Below are 17,718 nucleotides of genomic sequence, written 5' to 3'. Positions count from 1 at the left end.
GAAATAAAAATGGATTTTGATATCAATAAATCTTGGGATTATGAGAATGGATTTTATCTTACAAGTGATTTAACAAGAATAGGTAAAATATTAGCACATTATGAATTGTATAAAAAGATAAGTGATTTACCTGGAGATATAGTAGAGACAGGTGTATTTAAAGGAGTATCTTTTATTAGATGGCTATCTTTTAGAAATTTGTTAGAAAATGAAAACTCAAGAAAGGTAATAGGTTTTGATATATTTGATGAATTTCCTTCTATAACTTTTGAAAAAGATAAAAAATATAAAGAAGAGTTTGTTTCATCAGCTGGTAAATCTCTTGCAAAAGATAGTTTAGCTAATGTATTAGGAAATAAAGGATTAAAAAATTTTGAATTAGTAAAAGGTGATATTTTAGAGACTATACCTAAATATGTAGAAGAGAATCCTCATTTAAAAATAGCATTACTTCATATAGATACTGATACTTATGAACCTGTTGAAGTGACACTGGAAAAGATGTGGGATCGAGTTGTAAAAGGTGGTATTGTAATTTTAGATGATTATGGTGTTTGGCCTGGTGAAACTCAAGCAGTTGATGATTTTTTTAAAGATAAAAATATTCAAATTAAAAAATTATCTATTTCTCATGATAGACCTTCTTATATAATTAAAGATTAAAAATGAAAGCCTTATTTGTAGGACTAGGTTCAATTGGACAAAGACATCTTCAGAACTTAAAAGCTCTTTACCCGAATGATTTTGAAATATATCAATTAAAACATTCTAATAATAATTTATATATAAAAGATGGTGAGGCAAGAGAAGTTGAAAACTTAGCAAAATTTTATGAAATTAAAGAACTAACAGACCTAAATAGTGCATTACAAATAGAACCAGATATTGTATTTATAACAAATCCTAGCTCTTGTCATTTGGATACTGCAATTACTTTTGCAGAAATAGGGGCTAATTTATTTATAGAAAAACCTTTATCAAATAATTATGACAAAGTAGAATACTTAAAGCAAATTATAAAAGATAAAAATTTAATATGTATGATTGGTTATCAAACAAGATTTCATCCTCTTATAAAAAAACTAAAATATATCTTGGAAGAAAAGATTTATGGTTCTATAACTAGTGCAAATATTGAATGGGGAACATTTTTACCAAGTCATCATAAATATGAAGATTATAAAAAAGGATATGCAGCAAGGGAAGATTTAGGAGGAGGAGTAATTCATTCATTAAGTCATGAACTTGACTTATTAAACTATTTTTTCGGTAAGCCGTCAAAAGTTCTATCTGTTGAGTCAAGTAATTCAATAATTGATATTAATGCAGAAGATACAGTTTTTAGTTTGTTTAAATATCAAGAAAATGATAAACAATTTGTTGTATCTCTTAATTTATCTTTTGCACAAGTATATGAAACAAGAAGCATAAAAATATCATTGTCAAATGCAGTTATTATATTAGATTTAGTAGAAAATGAATTAAAAGTATTCAATGAAAAAGGTTTGATTGATAATTATTTAGTTAATGAATCTTTTAAAAGAAATGATTTATTTTTAAGTGAAATGAAACATTTTATAAATTCAGTGAATACAAAAAACAATTCTTTTCTTACTATTGACGATGGAATTGATAGTTTAGAAATGGCAATATCAATAAAAGAGGCAATAAATGCAAACGAGTAAATTTGGTATTATGCAAGGAAGACTTAGTCCTTCAATTAATGGGGAACTTCAGTGTTTTCCCTTTGGAAAATGGGAAAATGAAATTTCTTTTTTATCAAAAGCTCATTTAGATTTTATCGAGTTTTTTATTGATGAAGAGTTTAATAACGAAAATCCACTAAATAGCAATATGGGTATAGAAAGATTAAAAAAAAATTTAGATCTTCATAACTCTGAAGTATATTCTATTTGTTTTAATTACATGATAAAACATTCGTTAAATGAAGAACCAAAAGTAAAAGAATCTTTATTTTCATTAATAGAAAATCACAAACTTCTTAATTACAAAATTATTGTTCTTCCTTTTTATGAATTAAGTGAAATTAATGTAGATAATCTTGAATCATATAGACAAGTGATAACTGAAATTCTTGAATTAGCAAAAAGAAAAGACATTTTAGTAGCTTTAGAAACTAACATAGAAGCAGTTCAACTAAATGAATATATAAACTCTTTTAATAGTAAAAATTTAGGGGTAGTTTATGATACAGGAAATAGAGTTACTTTTAAAGTAAGTTTACAAGAAGAAATAAGAGTTCTAAAAGATAAGATCTTTCATGTACATCTAAAAGATAAAAATGATAAAGGCAATGTGCTTATAGGAACTGGATCAGTTGATTTTTATGAAGTTTTTTCAGCTTTAGATGAAATAAAGTATAAGAAAAACTTTGTTTTTGAAAGTCAAAGGGGAATTGACCCTGTAAATACAGCATATAATCAATTAAGCTATATTAAGTTTATAAAAAAAGAAGCTGAAGATAAGTAAAAAAGGACTAATTTTGAAAAAAAATATTTTTTGTTTGGACTCTGATGTAATTTTATTAACAGGTGGTGCTGGCTTGCTAGGATCTCAGTATACAGAGGTTTTATTAGAATCAGGAGCAACAGTAGTAGTATTTGATATTAATGCAGAATCTTTAAACACATTAGAAAATAGATTTTCAAATATGTATAAAAATAAAATATTCACATACAAAGTAGATATAACAAAAGAGAGTGATATTTTAAATGCAAAAGATGAAATATTTAATAAGATAAACAAATATCCTAATGTTCTTATCAATAACGCTGCAATTGATCCTAAATTTGATAATAGTTCAAATATCAATAAAAGTAGATTAGAAAATTTTAGTATTGATCAATGGAATTTAGAAATATCAGTAGGGCTAACAGGGGCTATGTTATGCTCAAAAATATTTGGAATTGAAATGGCAAAAAATAATAAAGGTGTCATTATCAATGTTTCTTCAGATTTAGGAGTAATTGCTCCAGATCAAAGATTATATAAAAAAGAGAATTTATCTGATTTTGAACAAGATGTTAAACCAGTAACTTATTCAGTAATAAAACATGGAATCATTGGATTAACTAAATACATAGCTTCTTATTGGGCTGATAAGGGAGTTAGATGTAATGCTTTTGCTCCAGGAGGAGTATTTAATAATCATTCTAAAGATTTTTTAGACAAAATAGAGGAGCTTATTCCTATGAAAAGAATGGCAAATATAGATGAATACAATGCAACGATTATATATTTATGTTCAGAAGCAAGTTCATATATGAATGGAGCTATTTTAAATATGGATGGAGGAAGAACTATAATATGAGCGAAGTAGAAGAAAAAGCAATTGCATTGTATTCTAAGAATATGAAATTCTTAGAAAAGTTTGATAATAAGCTTTATAATCAAGTTTTATTATTTGAAGAATCTTTAAATAGTAATTTAATTGAAGAAAGATATGTCCTTGAGTATAATGAGTATTTTGACATTTATGATAAAGTAAATAATAGTTGGTTTTATAATGAAAACTCAATAGAATATTCAAAAAAAGCAGTAAATAAATTAAGTTTCAATGCATCAAAAAATAGTTTCCAAAGTTTTTATGCAAAAGAATATGCCTCTGGTTTTGTTGATAATATTGATAAGATATCAATTCTTGATAATCCTGACTATAATAATGCTCCTATTATTGACTATGTAAATAAAAATGAACCAAAAGAAAAAGAACTAAAAACAATATATGTTTTTTTAACTTTTGGAATAGGACTAGGTCATCATATTCCTTTGTTAATAAATAAAATGAAACCAAGATTAAATATTATAATTGAACCATCATTAGAAATATTTAGATTATCTTTATTTACTACTGATTATGAAGAAATAAGTAAAAGAACAAAATTGTATTTATATGTAAATTTAAATAAAGATCAGTTCTACGAGAGATTTAGTTCTTTTATTCCAAAAGTGTATATATATAATCACTATATTAAATTCTTCTTATTTTCGAAAAGTTGTGAAATATATTTTGATGTTATTCAAAATATATTAATTTCACAACACCATATTTTATACTCATATAACAGAGAACTTGCAAGTTTAGCTAAAACATATGAATACGTTAAAAAAGAAAGTAACTTCTTACGTTTAAATTCAAATGAACCATTAAGTATTTTCAATGACAAACCAGTACTATTATTAGCTGCAGGTCCATCATTGAAGAAAAATATACAATTAATAAAAGAAAATAAAAATAAGTTTATGATTGTATCTATCTTTTCTGTTGTTCCTTATTTAAAAGAACAAGATATTATCCCTGATATCATCTTTCAATATGATGAAAATGTAAGTTTAATTAGTAGTATATTTATAGAGTTTTGGGATGAAGAGATTTATAAAAATACAGTATTTATTTTCTCTTCTCATATTACTGAATTAGTTACTAATAAAATAAAAAAAGAGAATTTATTTTTATTTAATGCCCTTTATAGTGCAAAAGATAATATGGGTAGCCTAACAGGACCTTCTATTGGAGAAATCACTTACGCAGTTTTATTGATTTTAGGAGTTAAAGAATTATATCTACTTGGACTAGATATGGCATTGGATAATGAGACAGGAAGCAGTCACTTTGATGGATATATCGGAAACAAGTTAGAATTAAGTGAATCTAGTGAAAAACAAAATATAGAAAATTTTTCTTTTAGAAAAAATGTATTGACAATAAAAGGTAATTTTCTTAATGAAGTTAAAACTCTACCTGTATTTATGATTTCAATAAAAATTATGAATAGATTTACAAATATGTTTAGTACTGGCACAAAAACTTTCAATTTATCTGATGGAGCTTATTTTGAAGGAACAATTCCTACCAAACTTGAAGATATAAAATTAAGTGGTTTTGAAGATATAGATAAAGAATTATTATCAAAAAAGATTAAAAAAGATTTAAGTTCAATATCTGAGGATAAGTTTTTAGAAAAAGATAAAAAGTATAATGAACTTAAATTAGAAGGTGCAAAAAAGCTAAAAGAATTTTTTGAGTTAAAATTAAAAAAAAGAAAACATTCACAAGTAAGTGAACTACTTTCTGATATTGAAGAAATTAATAAAATATTATCAAATAATCCAAAGTCTATTGATTTAAATAAAATCATTCAAAATTATTATAAATATAATTTACCATATATTGTTTATTTATTAAATATTAGGAGTTTAGATAATCCTAAAAAACATATGAAAGTATTAAAGAAAAGATTATTTAATCAATTAAGTAAGATTATAGATTTTTACATAAATGTAGTAGAAGGAGTATTAAAGAAGTAATATTTTTTACTTCTTTAATACATAAATAATAAAATAGCAGTAATAACTGCTATTTTATAGTAGATTATTATTGTAATAATCTTAAAACGTTTTGTTGAGTAGCATTAGCTTGACTCATAGCATATGAACCAGCTTGTGCGATAATATTTTGTTTGTTGAAGTTTGCAGATTCTTGTGCATAATCAACATCTCTAATAATAGACTCAGCTGCTTTTACATTTGTAGCTTGTGTCATTAAGTTTCTAACGGCAGATTCAACTTGATTTTGAGTCGAACCGATGTCACCTCTGTATCCATTCAGATCAGTAATTGCATCATCAACTACACTTTGGAATGAATCAGCTAACTCTTTAGTTAACTCACCTTCTTTTAAAGAAGCAAGTGCACTTAATTGAAGCTCACCATTTGAAATACCTGTTCCACCAATAGTAAGTTTATTTCCAGCTGTAGTATCATTGTTTGTTACATCAACTGTAGAACTAGTTGTAAGTTTTACAACTGCATCTGCACTTCCTGCACCTGCTGTAGTAGTTGCAGTCGCACCTTTAAAGTCAGTTTCTGCACCAGAACCACCAACTTTTCTAGTTACATTAAGAACGTCATTAGTGTCCATTTCAATAGTATTATCTGATATTGCTTGATATTTATTTCCACCTAAGTGGTAGTAGTTACCAGATTCTAAAATATCCATTGACATTTGATCTCCACCAGTAGCAGAAGAGTCATCTGTAAATGTAATAATATCACCTTCAAGAACATTAACATTTGTACCACCAGTTGACCCTGCACCTGCAGCAGTTAATGTAAATGAAATTTCATCTTCACCCGATGCATTGATTTGTGAACCACCAGTTGCTTGATCTGAGTTAATTTGATCTGTAGAACCAGTTGTATTTTCTCTATATGCTGTACTACCATTGTATTGTAAGTTAGACTCAGTAAGACCAGAACCAGTAGTAGCTTGATTAGCAACAGTAACAGGTGAACCTGCAGTAATTGTAATAGAATCTCCATCACCTAAGAATATAGAACCCGCAGTAAAGTCTTCTTTTACAACATATGTTCCTGTTGTAGAACCTGTTGAGAATAATGAAGAATTTTTTAATGCATTATCTAATAATCCACCAGTAGCAACACTATTTACTTTAATAACATCACCTGCACTAAAGTCTCCACCTGTTGTTCCATCTACAACTGTTGGAGTAGTTAAGTCTATACTTTCACCTACTTCAATATCAAGAGAACCTGATGTTTTAGCTAAGTATATTCCACTACCTGTTGAAACTTCTGTAAACTTATTTGTATCTTTAAGTGCTGTATCTAATGCGCTTCCAGTTGTTACTGTAGCACTATCAATAACGTCACCTTTTGAATAACTAGCAGTAGTTCCAGTGTCACCAGTTGTAGAAATTTGTACAGTTGCAGCAACGTCATCTACACTAGATAAATCTAAAGATTTACCTTGTCCAGCATCAGTTACAGTATATGTACCACCAGATTCAGTTAAATCACCAGCTGTTACAGCTGCATCTAAGATAGCTTTAGTATCAGCATTTACTCCAGAAATAGTCATACCAGCAGTTAAATCTAAAGAATCAACATCTCCAGCTAAAGTTACATTTTCAACTGTATTAGCATCAGAAGAATCTGAACCTTTTAATGTAATAGTTCCAGAAGCTGCAAGAGTTACTTTTTCACCTTGTGCAATTTCAGAACCAGAAGCATAATCAACTTTAGAACCTAAACCATCAGTATTTGATTGTACTGCTGTATTAGAGATAAGGTCTCTTTTTGACTCACCGATTTGGAAAGATAATTCTTCAGAAAGTCCAGTATCTTCTGCACTTTTTTGTAAAAGAACGTTACCATTATAGTTAGTTTGTTCAGCAATATTATCTAACTGCTCAAGTAATTTAACGATATCTTTTCTAATAGATTCTCTACCATCTGGTGATGTAGTATCAGTATTAGCTTGAATTAGTTTAGATTTTACAGTATCAAGAATGTTTGATTGCTCAGCCATTGATTTATCAGCAATTTGAAGTAATGTAACCGCTGAATTACCATTTGAAACACCTTGGTTAATAGAAGTAGCTTGAGTTCTTAATTTATCAGCAATTGCAAGACCAGATGCATCATCTGACGCTTTGTTGATTCTTAAACCTGAAGATAATTTTTCTAATGAACTTTTGATGTTTTTGTTTGTATTAACTGCAGATTCTTGTGCAGTAATAGATGATACGTTAGTATTAATTCTCATAATAAATCCTTTTAATTATGACACATTGTAAAATAAGTATTTTACAGCCTTATATACATTCTTGTGCAATGCCCAAGCATAGGATTTAGTCCTTTGGAATCCATTGATCCCTATATAACTTATATAGAATTATCACATACCAATTCTTAAATTTAGATTAAATTTTAACTACTTTTTGACTTTTTTTCTATTTTTTTTATGGCTTCTATAGTTTTAATATTACTTAAAACCCTTTTTTTCATTGCATGCTTTTTTAGATGCTTGTTAAGTATCTTTGTATATTTGATATAGTTTCTTGAACCTTTTTCAAAACTACAAAGCTTTTTTTGAATTTTAATAATATCTTTTGGTATTGAGTTATTTTCCATATAATATTTTATCCTTTGATATTTTAAAGCCTCTTTAAAATAGCGCCACTCTCGATATGCTCTGTATATGAAAATTGGTCAAAAAGTGCAAAATTAATTATTTTGTGTGTTTTTGTTAATTCTTCTAAATCACGATGTAAAGTTTCAGGGTTACATGAAATATAAATTATAGTGTCAAACTCTTTACTTAAAGCTCTTGTTGTATCATCAAGTCCTGCTCTTGGTGGGTCAACAAATATTGTTTCAAAGTTGTATGATTTTAAGTCAATATTTTTAAGTCTATTAAACTCTCTTTTACTTTCTAAGGCTTCAACAAACTCTTCGGCACTCATTCTTATGAAGTCTATATTTGAGATATTGTTTAAAGAACAGTTTGTAAGGGCAGATTTAATAGATGTTTTTGAGATCTCTGTTGCAAGTACTTTATTAAACTTTTGACTCATAGGTATTGTAAAGTTTCCACCTCCACAATATAACTCACAAAGGTCTTTAGAAGAAGTCTCTAGTTGCTCTAAAACCCATTCAATCATTTTGATATTTACTTTTGTATTTGGTTGAGTAAAGCCACCTTCTTTGTATTGGAAGTGAAACTTTTTATTTTCAATTTTTAAAGTCTCTTCGATAAAGTCTTTGCTTAAAATCTCTTTTTGTTTTCTGCTTCTTCCAATTATTTTTATGTCAAACTCTTTTTCTAATTCTTTTGCTTTTTCTATCCAGTTCTCTTCTAACTTTCTATGGTAAATCAGTGTTACAAGCATATCTTTTGTAGTTGAATTTAAAAATTCACAGGCAAAAAGTTTAAGTCTTAGTTCTTCATCATTTTGTATTTTTTCTAAAAGCTTTTGCATTAAACAGGCAATATCTTCTGAAACGATTTGACAAGACTCAATCTCCAAAGCATTTTTATCAAAATCATTCATAGCATAAGAAATAGTAGGATTGTTTTCATTATCAAAGTTTTTCCAAATTCTAAATTCTGCTCTTGTACGAAAATTTTGTTCTTCACTTCTTATAATATCAATATTTGGAATATCAAATTGTGAGAATCTTTTCTTTTCTCTTTGAACTTTATACTCCAACTGTTCTTCGTAAGTTTTTTCATATAAAGTACAGCTTCCACATTTTCCAAAATATTCACAATTCATTTGTTGTTCTACCTATTTTTAAATTTAATTTATACTATTTTATTTTTTTAATCTGATATTATATTCTATTTACTATAATACGCCCATGAAAGAAACTTTCCAACAACAATTACAAACACTTTTAAAGTGTGATTTAAAACAACTTTTTCCCCTTGCAAGATCTATGAATAGAAAACTAAAGTTTTTTGTAGGTCCTACAAATTCAGGAAAAACATATAACGCCATGAAAGAGTTAAAAGAGGCTAATTCAGGTCTTTATTTAGCTCCTTTAAGACTGCTTGCTTTAGAAGGTCATGAAGAACTAAAAGAAGCAGGAATAGAAAACTCACTTATTACAGGTGAAGAACAACAAATAAATGAAGATGCAGCTCATGTTTGCTCAACTATAGAAATGCTTGATTTTAATCTTGATGTTGATGTAGCAATTATCGATGAAGTACAGATGTTAGATGACATTGACAGAGGTTGGGCTTGGGTAAATGCAATTATTGGATGTCCAGCTAAAACTGTTATTATGACAGGATCTGTAAATGCTTTAGATGCTGTTAAAAAAATAGCTTCTTATTTAGGTGAAGAATTAGAAATAGTAAAGCACAAAAGAAAAACTCCACTGCAAGTTATGGAACGACATACTTCTTTAGATAACCTAGAACCAGCAACTGCACTTATTGCTTTTTCAAGAATGGATGTTTTAAAACTAAAACAAAAGTTACAAAAGAAATATAGGGTTTCAGTTATTTATGGAAATCTATCTCCAGAAGTTAGACGTGATGAAGCAAGAAGATTTAGAGAAAGAAAAAGTGATATTTTAATTGCTACAGATGCAATAGCAATGGGATTAAATCTTCCAATTAAAAATATACTTTTTACTACTGATACAAAATTTGATGGAGTAAGTAGAAGAAAAATATCTGTAAATGAAATAGTTCAAATAGCAGGTCGTGCAGGAAGATATAAACTGTTTGATGCAGGTTTTTTAGGGGCAACAAGAAGAGATGTTTTATCTTATATCAAAGAAGAGTTTGAACAGCCAATAGCAACAATAAAACCTCCTTATAAAGTAAAAATTTCAACGGAACAATTATTAGAATTAAGTAATCATATAAAAACAAAATCATTAGTTAAGATTCTAAGATTTTTTAAAACAAATATGAAATTTGATGGTCCTTTTATTGCTTCAAATATTTCATCTTTAATTGAGGCTTCAACAATAGTTGATAAAAGAGAAAAACTAGATTTAGAAGCAAAATATTTATTAGCACAAGCTCCAATTACAACTAAATCAAATATTATTTTGCAAGCTTATGAAGCTTATATTGCAGCAGTTATTAAAAATAGAGTTTGTAGATATAAGCCTTCTATTACTTTGCCTAAAAAGGCTATTACTCAAAAAGACTTATTACTTGTAGAAGATGAGGTAAAAAAAATATCTTTATATCTTTGGCTTTCTTATAAATTCCCAGATATTTTTGTTGATCACGAGAAAGCTTTAATTTTAAGAAACTCTTTTAACTCTTTTATTGAAAAATCATTAAAAAGTAACTTAAAAGTAGAAAGACGAGATGATAAGAAAAAGTTCTTTAATTCACGTAATAGTAATCATAAAAATCCACGAAGAAACTCAAGAAGAGATAGAAGAAGATAATTAAACATTTTTTTGGTAAAATAAATCCTTTAGGTAAAAGGCAAAACTTGAGGAAACTTATATGTTAGGTATGTTCAAAGGTGACAATACAGAAGCACTCCATAAGGAGCTTCTTAAAAATTATATTGATGAAAAGAAAATACAATCCTTAATAAATAGTGGAGTAGATATCAATAAAAAAGACGGTAAAGGTAGAACATTATTGTTCGAACTTGCTGCAAAAAGAAGAATTGAATCAATAAAAATTTTGATAAAAAATGGAATTGATATTAATGCTGAAGATAATTATGGAAAAACAGTATTAAGTGAAGCTTCTGATAAGATGGATGGAATGATGATAAGATTCCTTCTTGATAATGGATCTTCTGTTAATCATATCAATTCTTCAGGAAGAACTGTTCTTCAAGATGCTGCCTTAGAAGAAAATGAAAAAGTATTTAAAATTCTTATGGCTCACGACCCTGATCTTTCAATAACAGATCATTATGGAAGAACTGTTCTTTTTGATGCAGTTGAAGGTGGAAACTTAGAGATAATAAAAGAAGTTGTAAATAATGTTGATGATATAAATATCAAAGACAACAATGGACAAACAGTACTTTTTCACTCTGTATTAAAAGATGATGATAAAATTACAAAATATTTAATTTCAAATGGAATAGATGTAAATATATTAGATAAAAAAAGACAAAATGTTTTATTTAACGCAATAGTTTTAGGTTCACAAGCTATTCCTACAATTGAAGTTTTACTTGAAGCAGGAGTAAAACTTAATATAAAAGACCAAGCTGATAAAACTCTTTTAGATGAGATTTTAAAAATTCTTGCAATCTCAAAACTTGATGACATCAAGGTAGAAGGAAAATATAGGTTTGTTGACCCTACAAGAAATTACTTAAAGCTAACAGGCTTTTTAATTGATAATGGACTTGCTATAAATAGAACAGACGCACATGGAAAGACTGTTTTATACAAAGAGGTTGAAAGAGAAAATTATGACACAATAGATTTTCTTCTAGCTTCAGGTGCTGATATAAATACCCAAGACAATGAAGGGAAAACTGTTCTTTTTGATGCAGTTTTAAAAGGTCCTTCAAATATGAAAATGATTGACCATTTAATAGAAAATGGTGTAGATATTGATCATAGAGACCATTTTCAAAGAACAGTGATTGATGATTTATGTGAAGCAATTTTAATCACAAGAAATAATAAAAAACCTACTTTAAAAAGATTTTTAGAGTTAAAAGAAACGGAAGATTATTTTATATTATTAAAGAAAATGCTTCTATTTAAACCAAAGATAAATCAACCAAGAGTAGATGGAACAACATTAATCTTTGATTTAGTAAATGAAAATAATTTAGATATTATAAAACTTATAGTTAATGCAGGTGCTGATTTAAATGTTGAAGACAATAATGGTTCGACACCATTATCTTATCTGATTGATAATGGTCTTAAAATAACAAGACAAAGAGAAAAAGAACAGTTCTTAGAGAGATTGGTTTTTTTACTTAAATTTAGAGTAGATATCGACACAGTAGATAAAGATGGAAGAACTATTTTTCATAAAGCAGTAATGGCTGATGATATTGAAGTAGTAGAAAAACTATTGAGTAAAAAAACTAATCTTGATATTAAAGATAAGCAAGGTAGAACAGCACTTCATCATACCCAATGGAAAGGTAATTATAAAATTGCAAGACTTTTAATAGCAGCAGGAGCAGATATAAATGCAGCAGATTATGCAGGATTTACAATTCTTAATTATGCAGCAATTTTAGGACATACCAGATTAGTTGTGGTTTTAATTGCCTCAGGAATTTTAATGTACAACCACAGAAAAAAGAGTAAATCTGTAGCAAAGTTTTTTAAAGAAAGAGAAGGCAATTTAGATAAGCTAACAAATGCTAATTTGTCAGATGAAAAAATGAAAAAAGCTTTACAAGAAGTGGTGGATAATCTAAAAAAAGAAATAAATGAAGCATTAGAGGGATAATATTAAATGTCAAGTAAGTCAATTATAATCTTAGCAGCAGGTGCTGGTACTAGAATGAAGTCAACAACACCAAAGGTTTTACATAAAATCTCTGGAAAGCCAATGTTATATTATTCTATAAAAGAGGCTTTAAAAGTCAGTAATGATGTAACTGTTGTTCTTTATCATCAAGCAAAACTTGTACAAGAAGAAATGGAAAAATATTTTACAAATATTAATTTTGTAATACAAGACCATGAAAATTATCCAGGTACAGGTGGGGCAGTTATGAATATAACTCCTAAGTATGAAAAAACTTTAGTTTTAAATGCAGACATGCCTTTAATTCAAGCAGTTGAATTAAAAAAATTTGATATAAATGCAACTATTGTTATGTCTGTACTTAAATTAGAAGATGCTTCTGGATATGGTAGGGTTGTAATTGAAAATGGGAATGTTCAAAAAATAGTTGAACAAAAAGATGCAAGCGAAGATGAACTTAAAATTACAACAGCAAATGCAGGAATTTATCAATTTGACACAAAGTTTTTATTAGAAAATCTACCAAAACTTTCAAATGATAATGCTCAAAAAGAGTATTATATAACTGATTTAATAGAAATGGCAATCTTGCAAAAAAAGGTATTAAAGCCAATTATAGTTAGTGAAGAGAACTTTAAAGGCGTTAATTCAAAAGTAGAATTAGCCCAAGCAGAAGTAATTCATCAAAATAGAATCAAAAAAGCTTTTATGACTGAAGGTGTAATTATGAGACTACCTGACACAATTTATATAGAAGAGGGTGTTCAAATTGAAGGTGAATCTATTTTAGAAAATGGTGTTACACTTTTAGGAAATACTAAAATCATAAACTCTCATATTAAAACAAACACAGTAATAGAAGATTCTATTTTAGTAGATTCAGATGCTGGACCAATGGCAAGAATCAGGCCAGGATCTGAACTTGATTCAACTCACATTGGAAACTTTGTAGAAACAAAAAAAGCAAAATTAACTGGTGTAAAAGCTGGACACTTAACATACCTTGGTGATTGTGAAATTGATGAAGGTACAAATATTGGTTGTGGAACAATTACTTGTAATTATGATGGAATCAATAAGTACAAAACTATTATTGGTAAAAATGTATTTGTAGGAAGTGATACACAATTTGTTGCTCCAATTACAGTAGAAGACGATGTTCTTATTGGTGCAGGAAGTACTGTAACGAGTGATTTAAAAAAAGGACAACTTTATACAACAAGAGCTAAAAAAAGAGTTGTAGAAGGATACTTTTATAAACATTTTCAGGATAAGAAGTAAGATTATGCTTTTAAAAAACAAAAATATTCTACTTTGTATTACTGGTTCAATCGCAGCTTATAAAGCATTAGAGTTAACAAGACTTTATGTAAAAGCAGGAGCGAATGTAAAAGTTCTTATGACTGAGGCTTCACAAAGATTTGTAACAAAACTATCTTTTGAAGCAATTTCTCAAAATAAGGTTCTAGATGAGTCTTCTGAGTCATGGGAAAAAAATCAAGATTATAATCATATTGATATTGGAAAATGGGCTGATATTTTAGTTATTGCACCTTGTAGTGCAAATACAATAAATAAATTAGCAAATGGAATTGCTGATAATTTATTAACACAAACAGTTTTAGCTTATAAGGGTACAAAAGTAATAGCACCAGCAGCTAATACAAATATGATTGAAAATAAAATCACAGTAAAAAGCATAAAAAAGTTAAAAAAATCAGGCTTTGAAGTAATTAATTCACAAGTTAAAGAATTAGCCTGCAAAGATGTAGGAAATGGAGCTTTAGCAGAACCTGAAACTATTTTTTATAAAACAGCAAGAGAACTTTTAAAAGAAAAATATTGGGAAAAAAGAAGTGCTATTTTAAGTGGTGGAGGAACAGTTGAAAAGATTGATGATGTAAGATTTATCTCAAACTATTCATCAGGTAAAATGGCTTCTTCTTTAGCCCTTGCTTTATATATTAAAGGTGCTAATGTTTCTTTAGTTAGTACACGAGGGCATGAAAATCTTATAGAAGAGATTAATACAATAAGTGTTCAAAGCACATTTGCAATGTATGAGGATTTAAATATCTTAACAAAAAAGGCTAAAAAAGAAGAGAAAAAACCTTATCTTTTTATGGTTGCAGCAGTTAGTGATTATGTTCCAGAGGAAAACTTTTCAGGAAAAATAAAAAAAGAGATGAAAGGGCAAACTTGGAATCTAAAGCTAAAACAAAATATTGATATTTTAAATTCATTAGATAAAGAAGGCTTAATTTCAATAGGTTTTAAAGCAGAAATGGATGAGGTTGTTGCAAATGATAATGCAACAAAAATGCTTCAAAAGAAAAATCTTGATGCAGTTTGTTTAAATATTTTAAAAGATAAAAACTCTTTTGGAACAAATGATAATGCAATAGAACTTATTTTTAATGATGAAAGCTTTTCTTTTGAAGGTCAAAAAGATGAAATCTCTTTTGAAATAATAGAAAAATTAGCCCAAAAGTTTGCCTATGAATGAAAAGAAAAAACAAAACCCTGTTCATATCGCAATGATAATGGATGGTAATGGAAGATGGGCAAAAGAAAAAGGCTTAAAAAGAACAGCTGGTCATGAGGAAGGCGCTAAAACAGTTAGAAGAATAACAAAACATTGTTCAAAGCTTGGATTAAAGTATCTAACTCTTTATGCTTTTTCTACTGAAAACTGGGCTAGACCAAAACTAGAAGTTGAATTTTTAATGAAGCTTTTAGAGAAGTATTTAAAAAGTGAGCTTGAAGTTTATTTAGCTAATTCTATTCGTTTTAAAGCAATCGGAGATTTATCAAAGTTTTCTAATTCTTTACAAAAAATAATTAAGGAAACGGAAGAAAAAACAGCAAATGGAAAAAATCTTACACAAATATTAGCATTAAATTATGGCTCACAAGATGAAATTTTAAGGGCAATCCATAAATTAAATGAACAAAATTTAGAAGTTACAAAAGAGAACTTTGAATCTTGTCTTGATACAGCAGGTATTCCTGCTGTGGATATGTTAATTCGAACAAGTGGTGAAATAAGATTATCTAATTATTTACTTTGGCAAAATGCATATGCTGAACTTTTTTTTACTAATACTTATTGGCCAGAGTTTACAACATCTGAACTAGATGATATGATAAGTGATTTTGTAAATAGAGAACGAAGATTTGGAGCTATTTAGTTTTATAATTGGAGCTATTTTTGGCTCTTTTTTAAATGTACTTATTCTAAGACTTCCTAAAAGTGAGTCAATACTCACAAGAAGTAAATGCCCAAACTGCAATGAAAAGATTTCTTGGTATAATAATATTCCTATTTTTTCTTTTTTAATTTTAAAAGCTAAAAGCTCTTGCTGCAATGAAAAAATCTCTTTTCAATATTTTATTGTAGAAATTTTATCAGCATTTATAACTTTGGCTCTTTTTATAAAGTTTGGCTTTTCTTTGGAGTTATTTTTAACCTCTATATTTTTTTATATATTAATTGTTTTATCTTTTATTGATTTAAAGTATAAAGCTGTTCCAGATTATTTATTAATACTAATCTTTTTTGTAGCTTTTTTTATAGCAAGACAAAATTTTATTGAAGCTTTAAAAGCAGCTTGTCTATTATCTGGAGGATTTGTTTTATTAAATTTCTTAGTGACTTTTTATATTCAAAATATTAAAGCAAGGATTTTTAAAGATGAATCATTAAAAACACAAGAAGCTTTAGGAGAAGGTGATATTCCAGTAATAGCAAGTTTTGCAATAGTAATTGGAACTTTGGGTTCTTTTGTTGCTATATTTTTTGCTTCAATTTTTGCTATAATAGCAAGTTTATATTATAAGTATAAAAATAAAGAGATAGAGATTCCTTTCATACCATTTTTATCATTAGGCTTTTTATTTGAATATTTTTTTGAGATTACAAAGGTTATTTTTTGAAATTAAAACACTATTTACTTAATCAATTTGCACATACATTTTTCCCTATATTTTTGGGTCTTTATTTTATAACATCAATTATTTTTTTAGTTAAGATTGCTGCGTTAACATCAGTTATTACTATGAATGTTTTAGAACTTTTAAGACTATACATGTATATTATTCCAACAATTGTTTTTTATACTTTACCTATTTCTTTTTTTGTTTCTTTGGTTATTACTTTAGGAAAATTATCAAGTGAATATGAACTTATTGTTATTACTTCTTTTGGCTTAAATCCATTAAGAATTTTAAAGATATTTCTTCCCGTAACCATAGCCTTATCAATATCTTTATTGTTTATTTCTGTTGGACTTATTCCAAAAGCAAAGTTTTTAAATGAAAGATTTTTAGACCAAAAACAAAAAGAAGCAAATTTTAATATCAAAGCTTCAGAGTTCGGTCAAAAATTCGGAAAATGGCTAATATACATTGATTCAAAAGATGATAAGACTTATGAGGAAGTGAAGTTATTTAAAACTGAAAACAATAAAGATCAATTTGTTATTTCAAAAAGTGCAGAACTTGTAAATCAGCAAGGAGAACTTAGCTTTAAACTATATGAGGGTAAATCTTTTTTAATTGACAATGAAGAGTTAAATCAAATTGATTATAAAAGACTTGATATAAATGATTCTATTTCTAAAAACACTCAAGGCTTTTTTTTAAATAGTTATAACTTTTGGTTAAAAGAGCTTACTACAAATGGGAAAAAAGATAAATTCTCTTTTTATATTTTGACTTCTTTTTTCCCTTTAATGTCTCTATTCTTAGTTGTTGCTTTTGGATATTATAATCCTCGATATGATAAGAATAAAAGTGTATCTTATGCAATGGTTTCAGTTGTAATCTTTTATATTCTTTTAGAAGTTTTAACAGATAAATTTTTGTTAAATTCATTATATATTTTACCTACAATTTGGATTATAAGTACATATTTTATATATACAAAAACAATAAAACAACAATATTAA

The 17,718-nt window shown here is 27.6% G+C and carries 15 protein-coding genes; 12 read left to right on the top strand and 3 right to left on the bottom strand.

Annotated features, from left to right (window positions below; all coding sequences use genetic code 11):
• The first annotated feature begins 9 nt into the window (after positions 1-9).
• Genes CRV01_RS08470 through CRV01_RS08450 form a run of 5 tightly spaced genes read left to right on the top strand, consistent with a single transcriptional unit; the run spans position 10 to position 5,328 of the window.
• Positions 10-663 (top strand): TylF/MycF/NovP-related O-methyltransferase, encoded by a 654-nt coding sequence (locus CRV01_RS08470; RefSeq protein WP_129007774.1) that lies wholly within the window; start codon positions 10-12, stop codon positions 661-663.
• A gap of 2 nt (positions 664-665) precedes the next feature.
• On the top strand, positions 666-1,685 hold the full coding sequence (locus tag CRV01_RS08465) for a Gfo/Idh/MocA family protein (RefSeq protein ID WP_129007773.1): 1,020 nt from the start codon (positions 666-668) through the stop codon (positions 1,683-1,685).
• Complete coding sequence (locus CRV01_RS08460) at positions 1,672-2,490, top strand: sugar phosphate isomerase/epimerase (RefSeq protein WP_129007772.1); 819 nt, start codon at positions 1,672-1,674, stop codon at positions 2,488-2,490. Before CRV01_RS08465 ends, CRV01_RS08460 begins: the two co-directional genes overlap by 14 nt.
• A gap of 13 nt (positions 2,491-2,503) precedes the next feature.
• On the top strand, positions 2,504-3,331 hold the full coding sequence (locus tag CRV01_RS08455) for an SDR family oxidoreductase (protein ID WP_258238367.1): 828 nt from the start codon (positions 2,504-2,506) through the stop codon (positions 3,329-3,331).
• Complete coding sequence (locus tag CRV01_RS08450) at positions 3,328-5,328, top strand: 6-hydroxymethylpterin diphosphokinase MptE-like protein (RefSeq protein WP_164970035.1); 2,001 nt, start codon at positions 3,328-3,330, stop codon at positions 5,326-5,328. The genes CRV01_RS08455 and CRV01_RS08450 overlap by 4 nt, the downstream gene beginning before the upstream one ends.
• 67 nt (positions 5,329-5,395) lie before the next feature.
• Here CRV01_RS08450 and CRV01_RS13860 read toward each other — a convergent pair whose 3' ends face one another.
• The 3 genes from CRV01_RS13860 to trmA all read right to left on the bottom strand — a co-directional run bounded on the left by CRV01_RS13860 (position 5,396) and on the right by trmA (position 9,101).
• On the bottom strand, positions 5,396-7,588 hold the full coding sequence (locus CRV01_RS13860) for a flagellin (protein ID WP_258238366.1): 2,193 nt from the start codon (positions 7,586-7,588) through the stop codon (positions 5,396-5,398).
• Between the two features lie 164 nt (positions 7,589-7,752).
• The gene (locus CRV01_RS08435) at positions 7,753-7,956 is read right to left on the bottom strand and encodes a hypothetical protein (RefSeq protein WP_129007769.1); all 204 of its coding nucleotides are present in this window, start codon (positions 7,954-7,956) and stop codon (positions 7,753-7,755) included.
• Between the two features lie 23 nt (positions 7,957-7,979).
• The gene (trmA, locus tag CRV01_RS08430) at positions 7,980-9,101 is read right to left on the bottom strand and encodes a tRNA (uridine(54)-C5)-methyltransferase TrmA (RefSeq protein WP_129007768.1); all 1,122 of its coding nucleotides are present in this window, start codon (positions 9,099-9,101) and stop codon (positions 7,980-7,982) included.
• An 85-nt stretch (positions 9,102-9,186) separates the two neighbouring features.
• Here trmA and CRV01_RS08425 point away from each other — a divergent pair, with 85 nt between their 5' ends.
• From CRV01_RS08425 to CRV01_RS08395, 7 genes are all read left to right on the top strand, one after another.
• A complete protein-coding gene (locus tag CRV01_RS08425; RefSeq protein ID WP_129007767.1) occupies positions 9,187-10,746 on the top strand; it encodes a helicase-related protein in 1,560 nt (519 codons plus the stop codon).
• 61 nt (positions 10,747-10,807) lie between these two features.
• Positions 10,808-12,748: an ankyrin repeat domain-containing protein gene (locus tag CRV01_RS08420; protein WP_258238365.1), complete on the top strand. Its 1,941-nt coding sequence runs from the start codon at positions 10,808-10,810 to the stop codon at positions 12,746-12,748.
• Between the two features lie 6 nt (positions 12,749-12,754).
• The gene (gene glmU, locus CRV01_RS08415) at positions 12,755-14,050 is read left to right on the top strand and encodes a bifunctional UDP-N-acetylglucosamine diphosphorylase/glucosamine-1-phosphate N-acetyltransferase GlmU (RefSeq protein ID WP_129007766.1); all 1,296 of its coding nucleotides are present in this window, start codon (positions 12,755-12,757) and stop codon (positions 14,048-14,050) included.
• 4 nt (positions 14,051-14,054) lie between these two features.
• Positions 14,055-15,275: a bifunctional phosphopantothenoylcysteine decarboxylase/phosphopantothenate--cysteine ligase CoaBC gene (coaBC, locus tag CRV01_RS08410; protein WP_129007765.1), complete on the top strand. Its 1,221-nt coding sequence runs from the start codon at positions 14,055-14,057 to the stop codon at positions 15,273-15,275.
• The gene (locus tag CRV01_RS08405; RefSeq protein WP_129007764.1) at positions 15,268-15,960 is read left to right on the top strand and encodes a di-trans,poly-cis-decaprenylcistransferase; all 693 of its coding nucleotides are present in this window, start codon (positions 15,268-15,270) and stop codon (positions 15,958-15,960) included. Before coaBC ends, CRV01_RS08405 begins: the two co-directional genes overlap by 8 nt.
• Positions 15,947-16,705 carry an A24 family peptidase gene (locus tag CRV01_RS08400; protein WP_129007763.1) on the top strand — a complete coding sequence of 253 codons (759 nt, stop codon included), beginning with the start codon at positions 15,947-15,949 and terminating at the stop codon, positions 16,703-16,705. The genes CRV01_RS08405 and CRV01_RS08400 overlap by 14 nt, the downstream gene beginning before the upstream one ends.
• The gene (locus tag CRV01_RS08395) at positions 16,702-17,718 is read left to right on the top strand and encodes an LptF/LptG family permease (protein WP_129007762.1); all 1,017 of its coding nucleotides are present in this window, start codon (positions 16,702-16,704) and stop codon (positions 17,716-17,718) included. Before CRV01_RS08400 ends, CRV01_RS08395 begins: the two co-directional genes overlap by 4 nt.

Origin of the sequence: Arcobacter sp. CECT 8983, assembly GCF_004118855.1 — a bacterium.
Classification (GTDB): domain Bacteria; phylum Campylobacterota; class Campylobacteria; order Campylobacterales; family Arcobacteraceae; genus Halarcobacter.
This window is presented reverse-complemented; position numbering and strand designations above follow the sequence as displayed.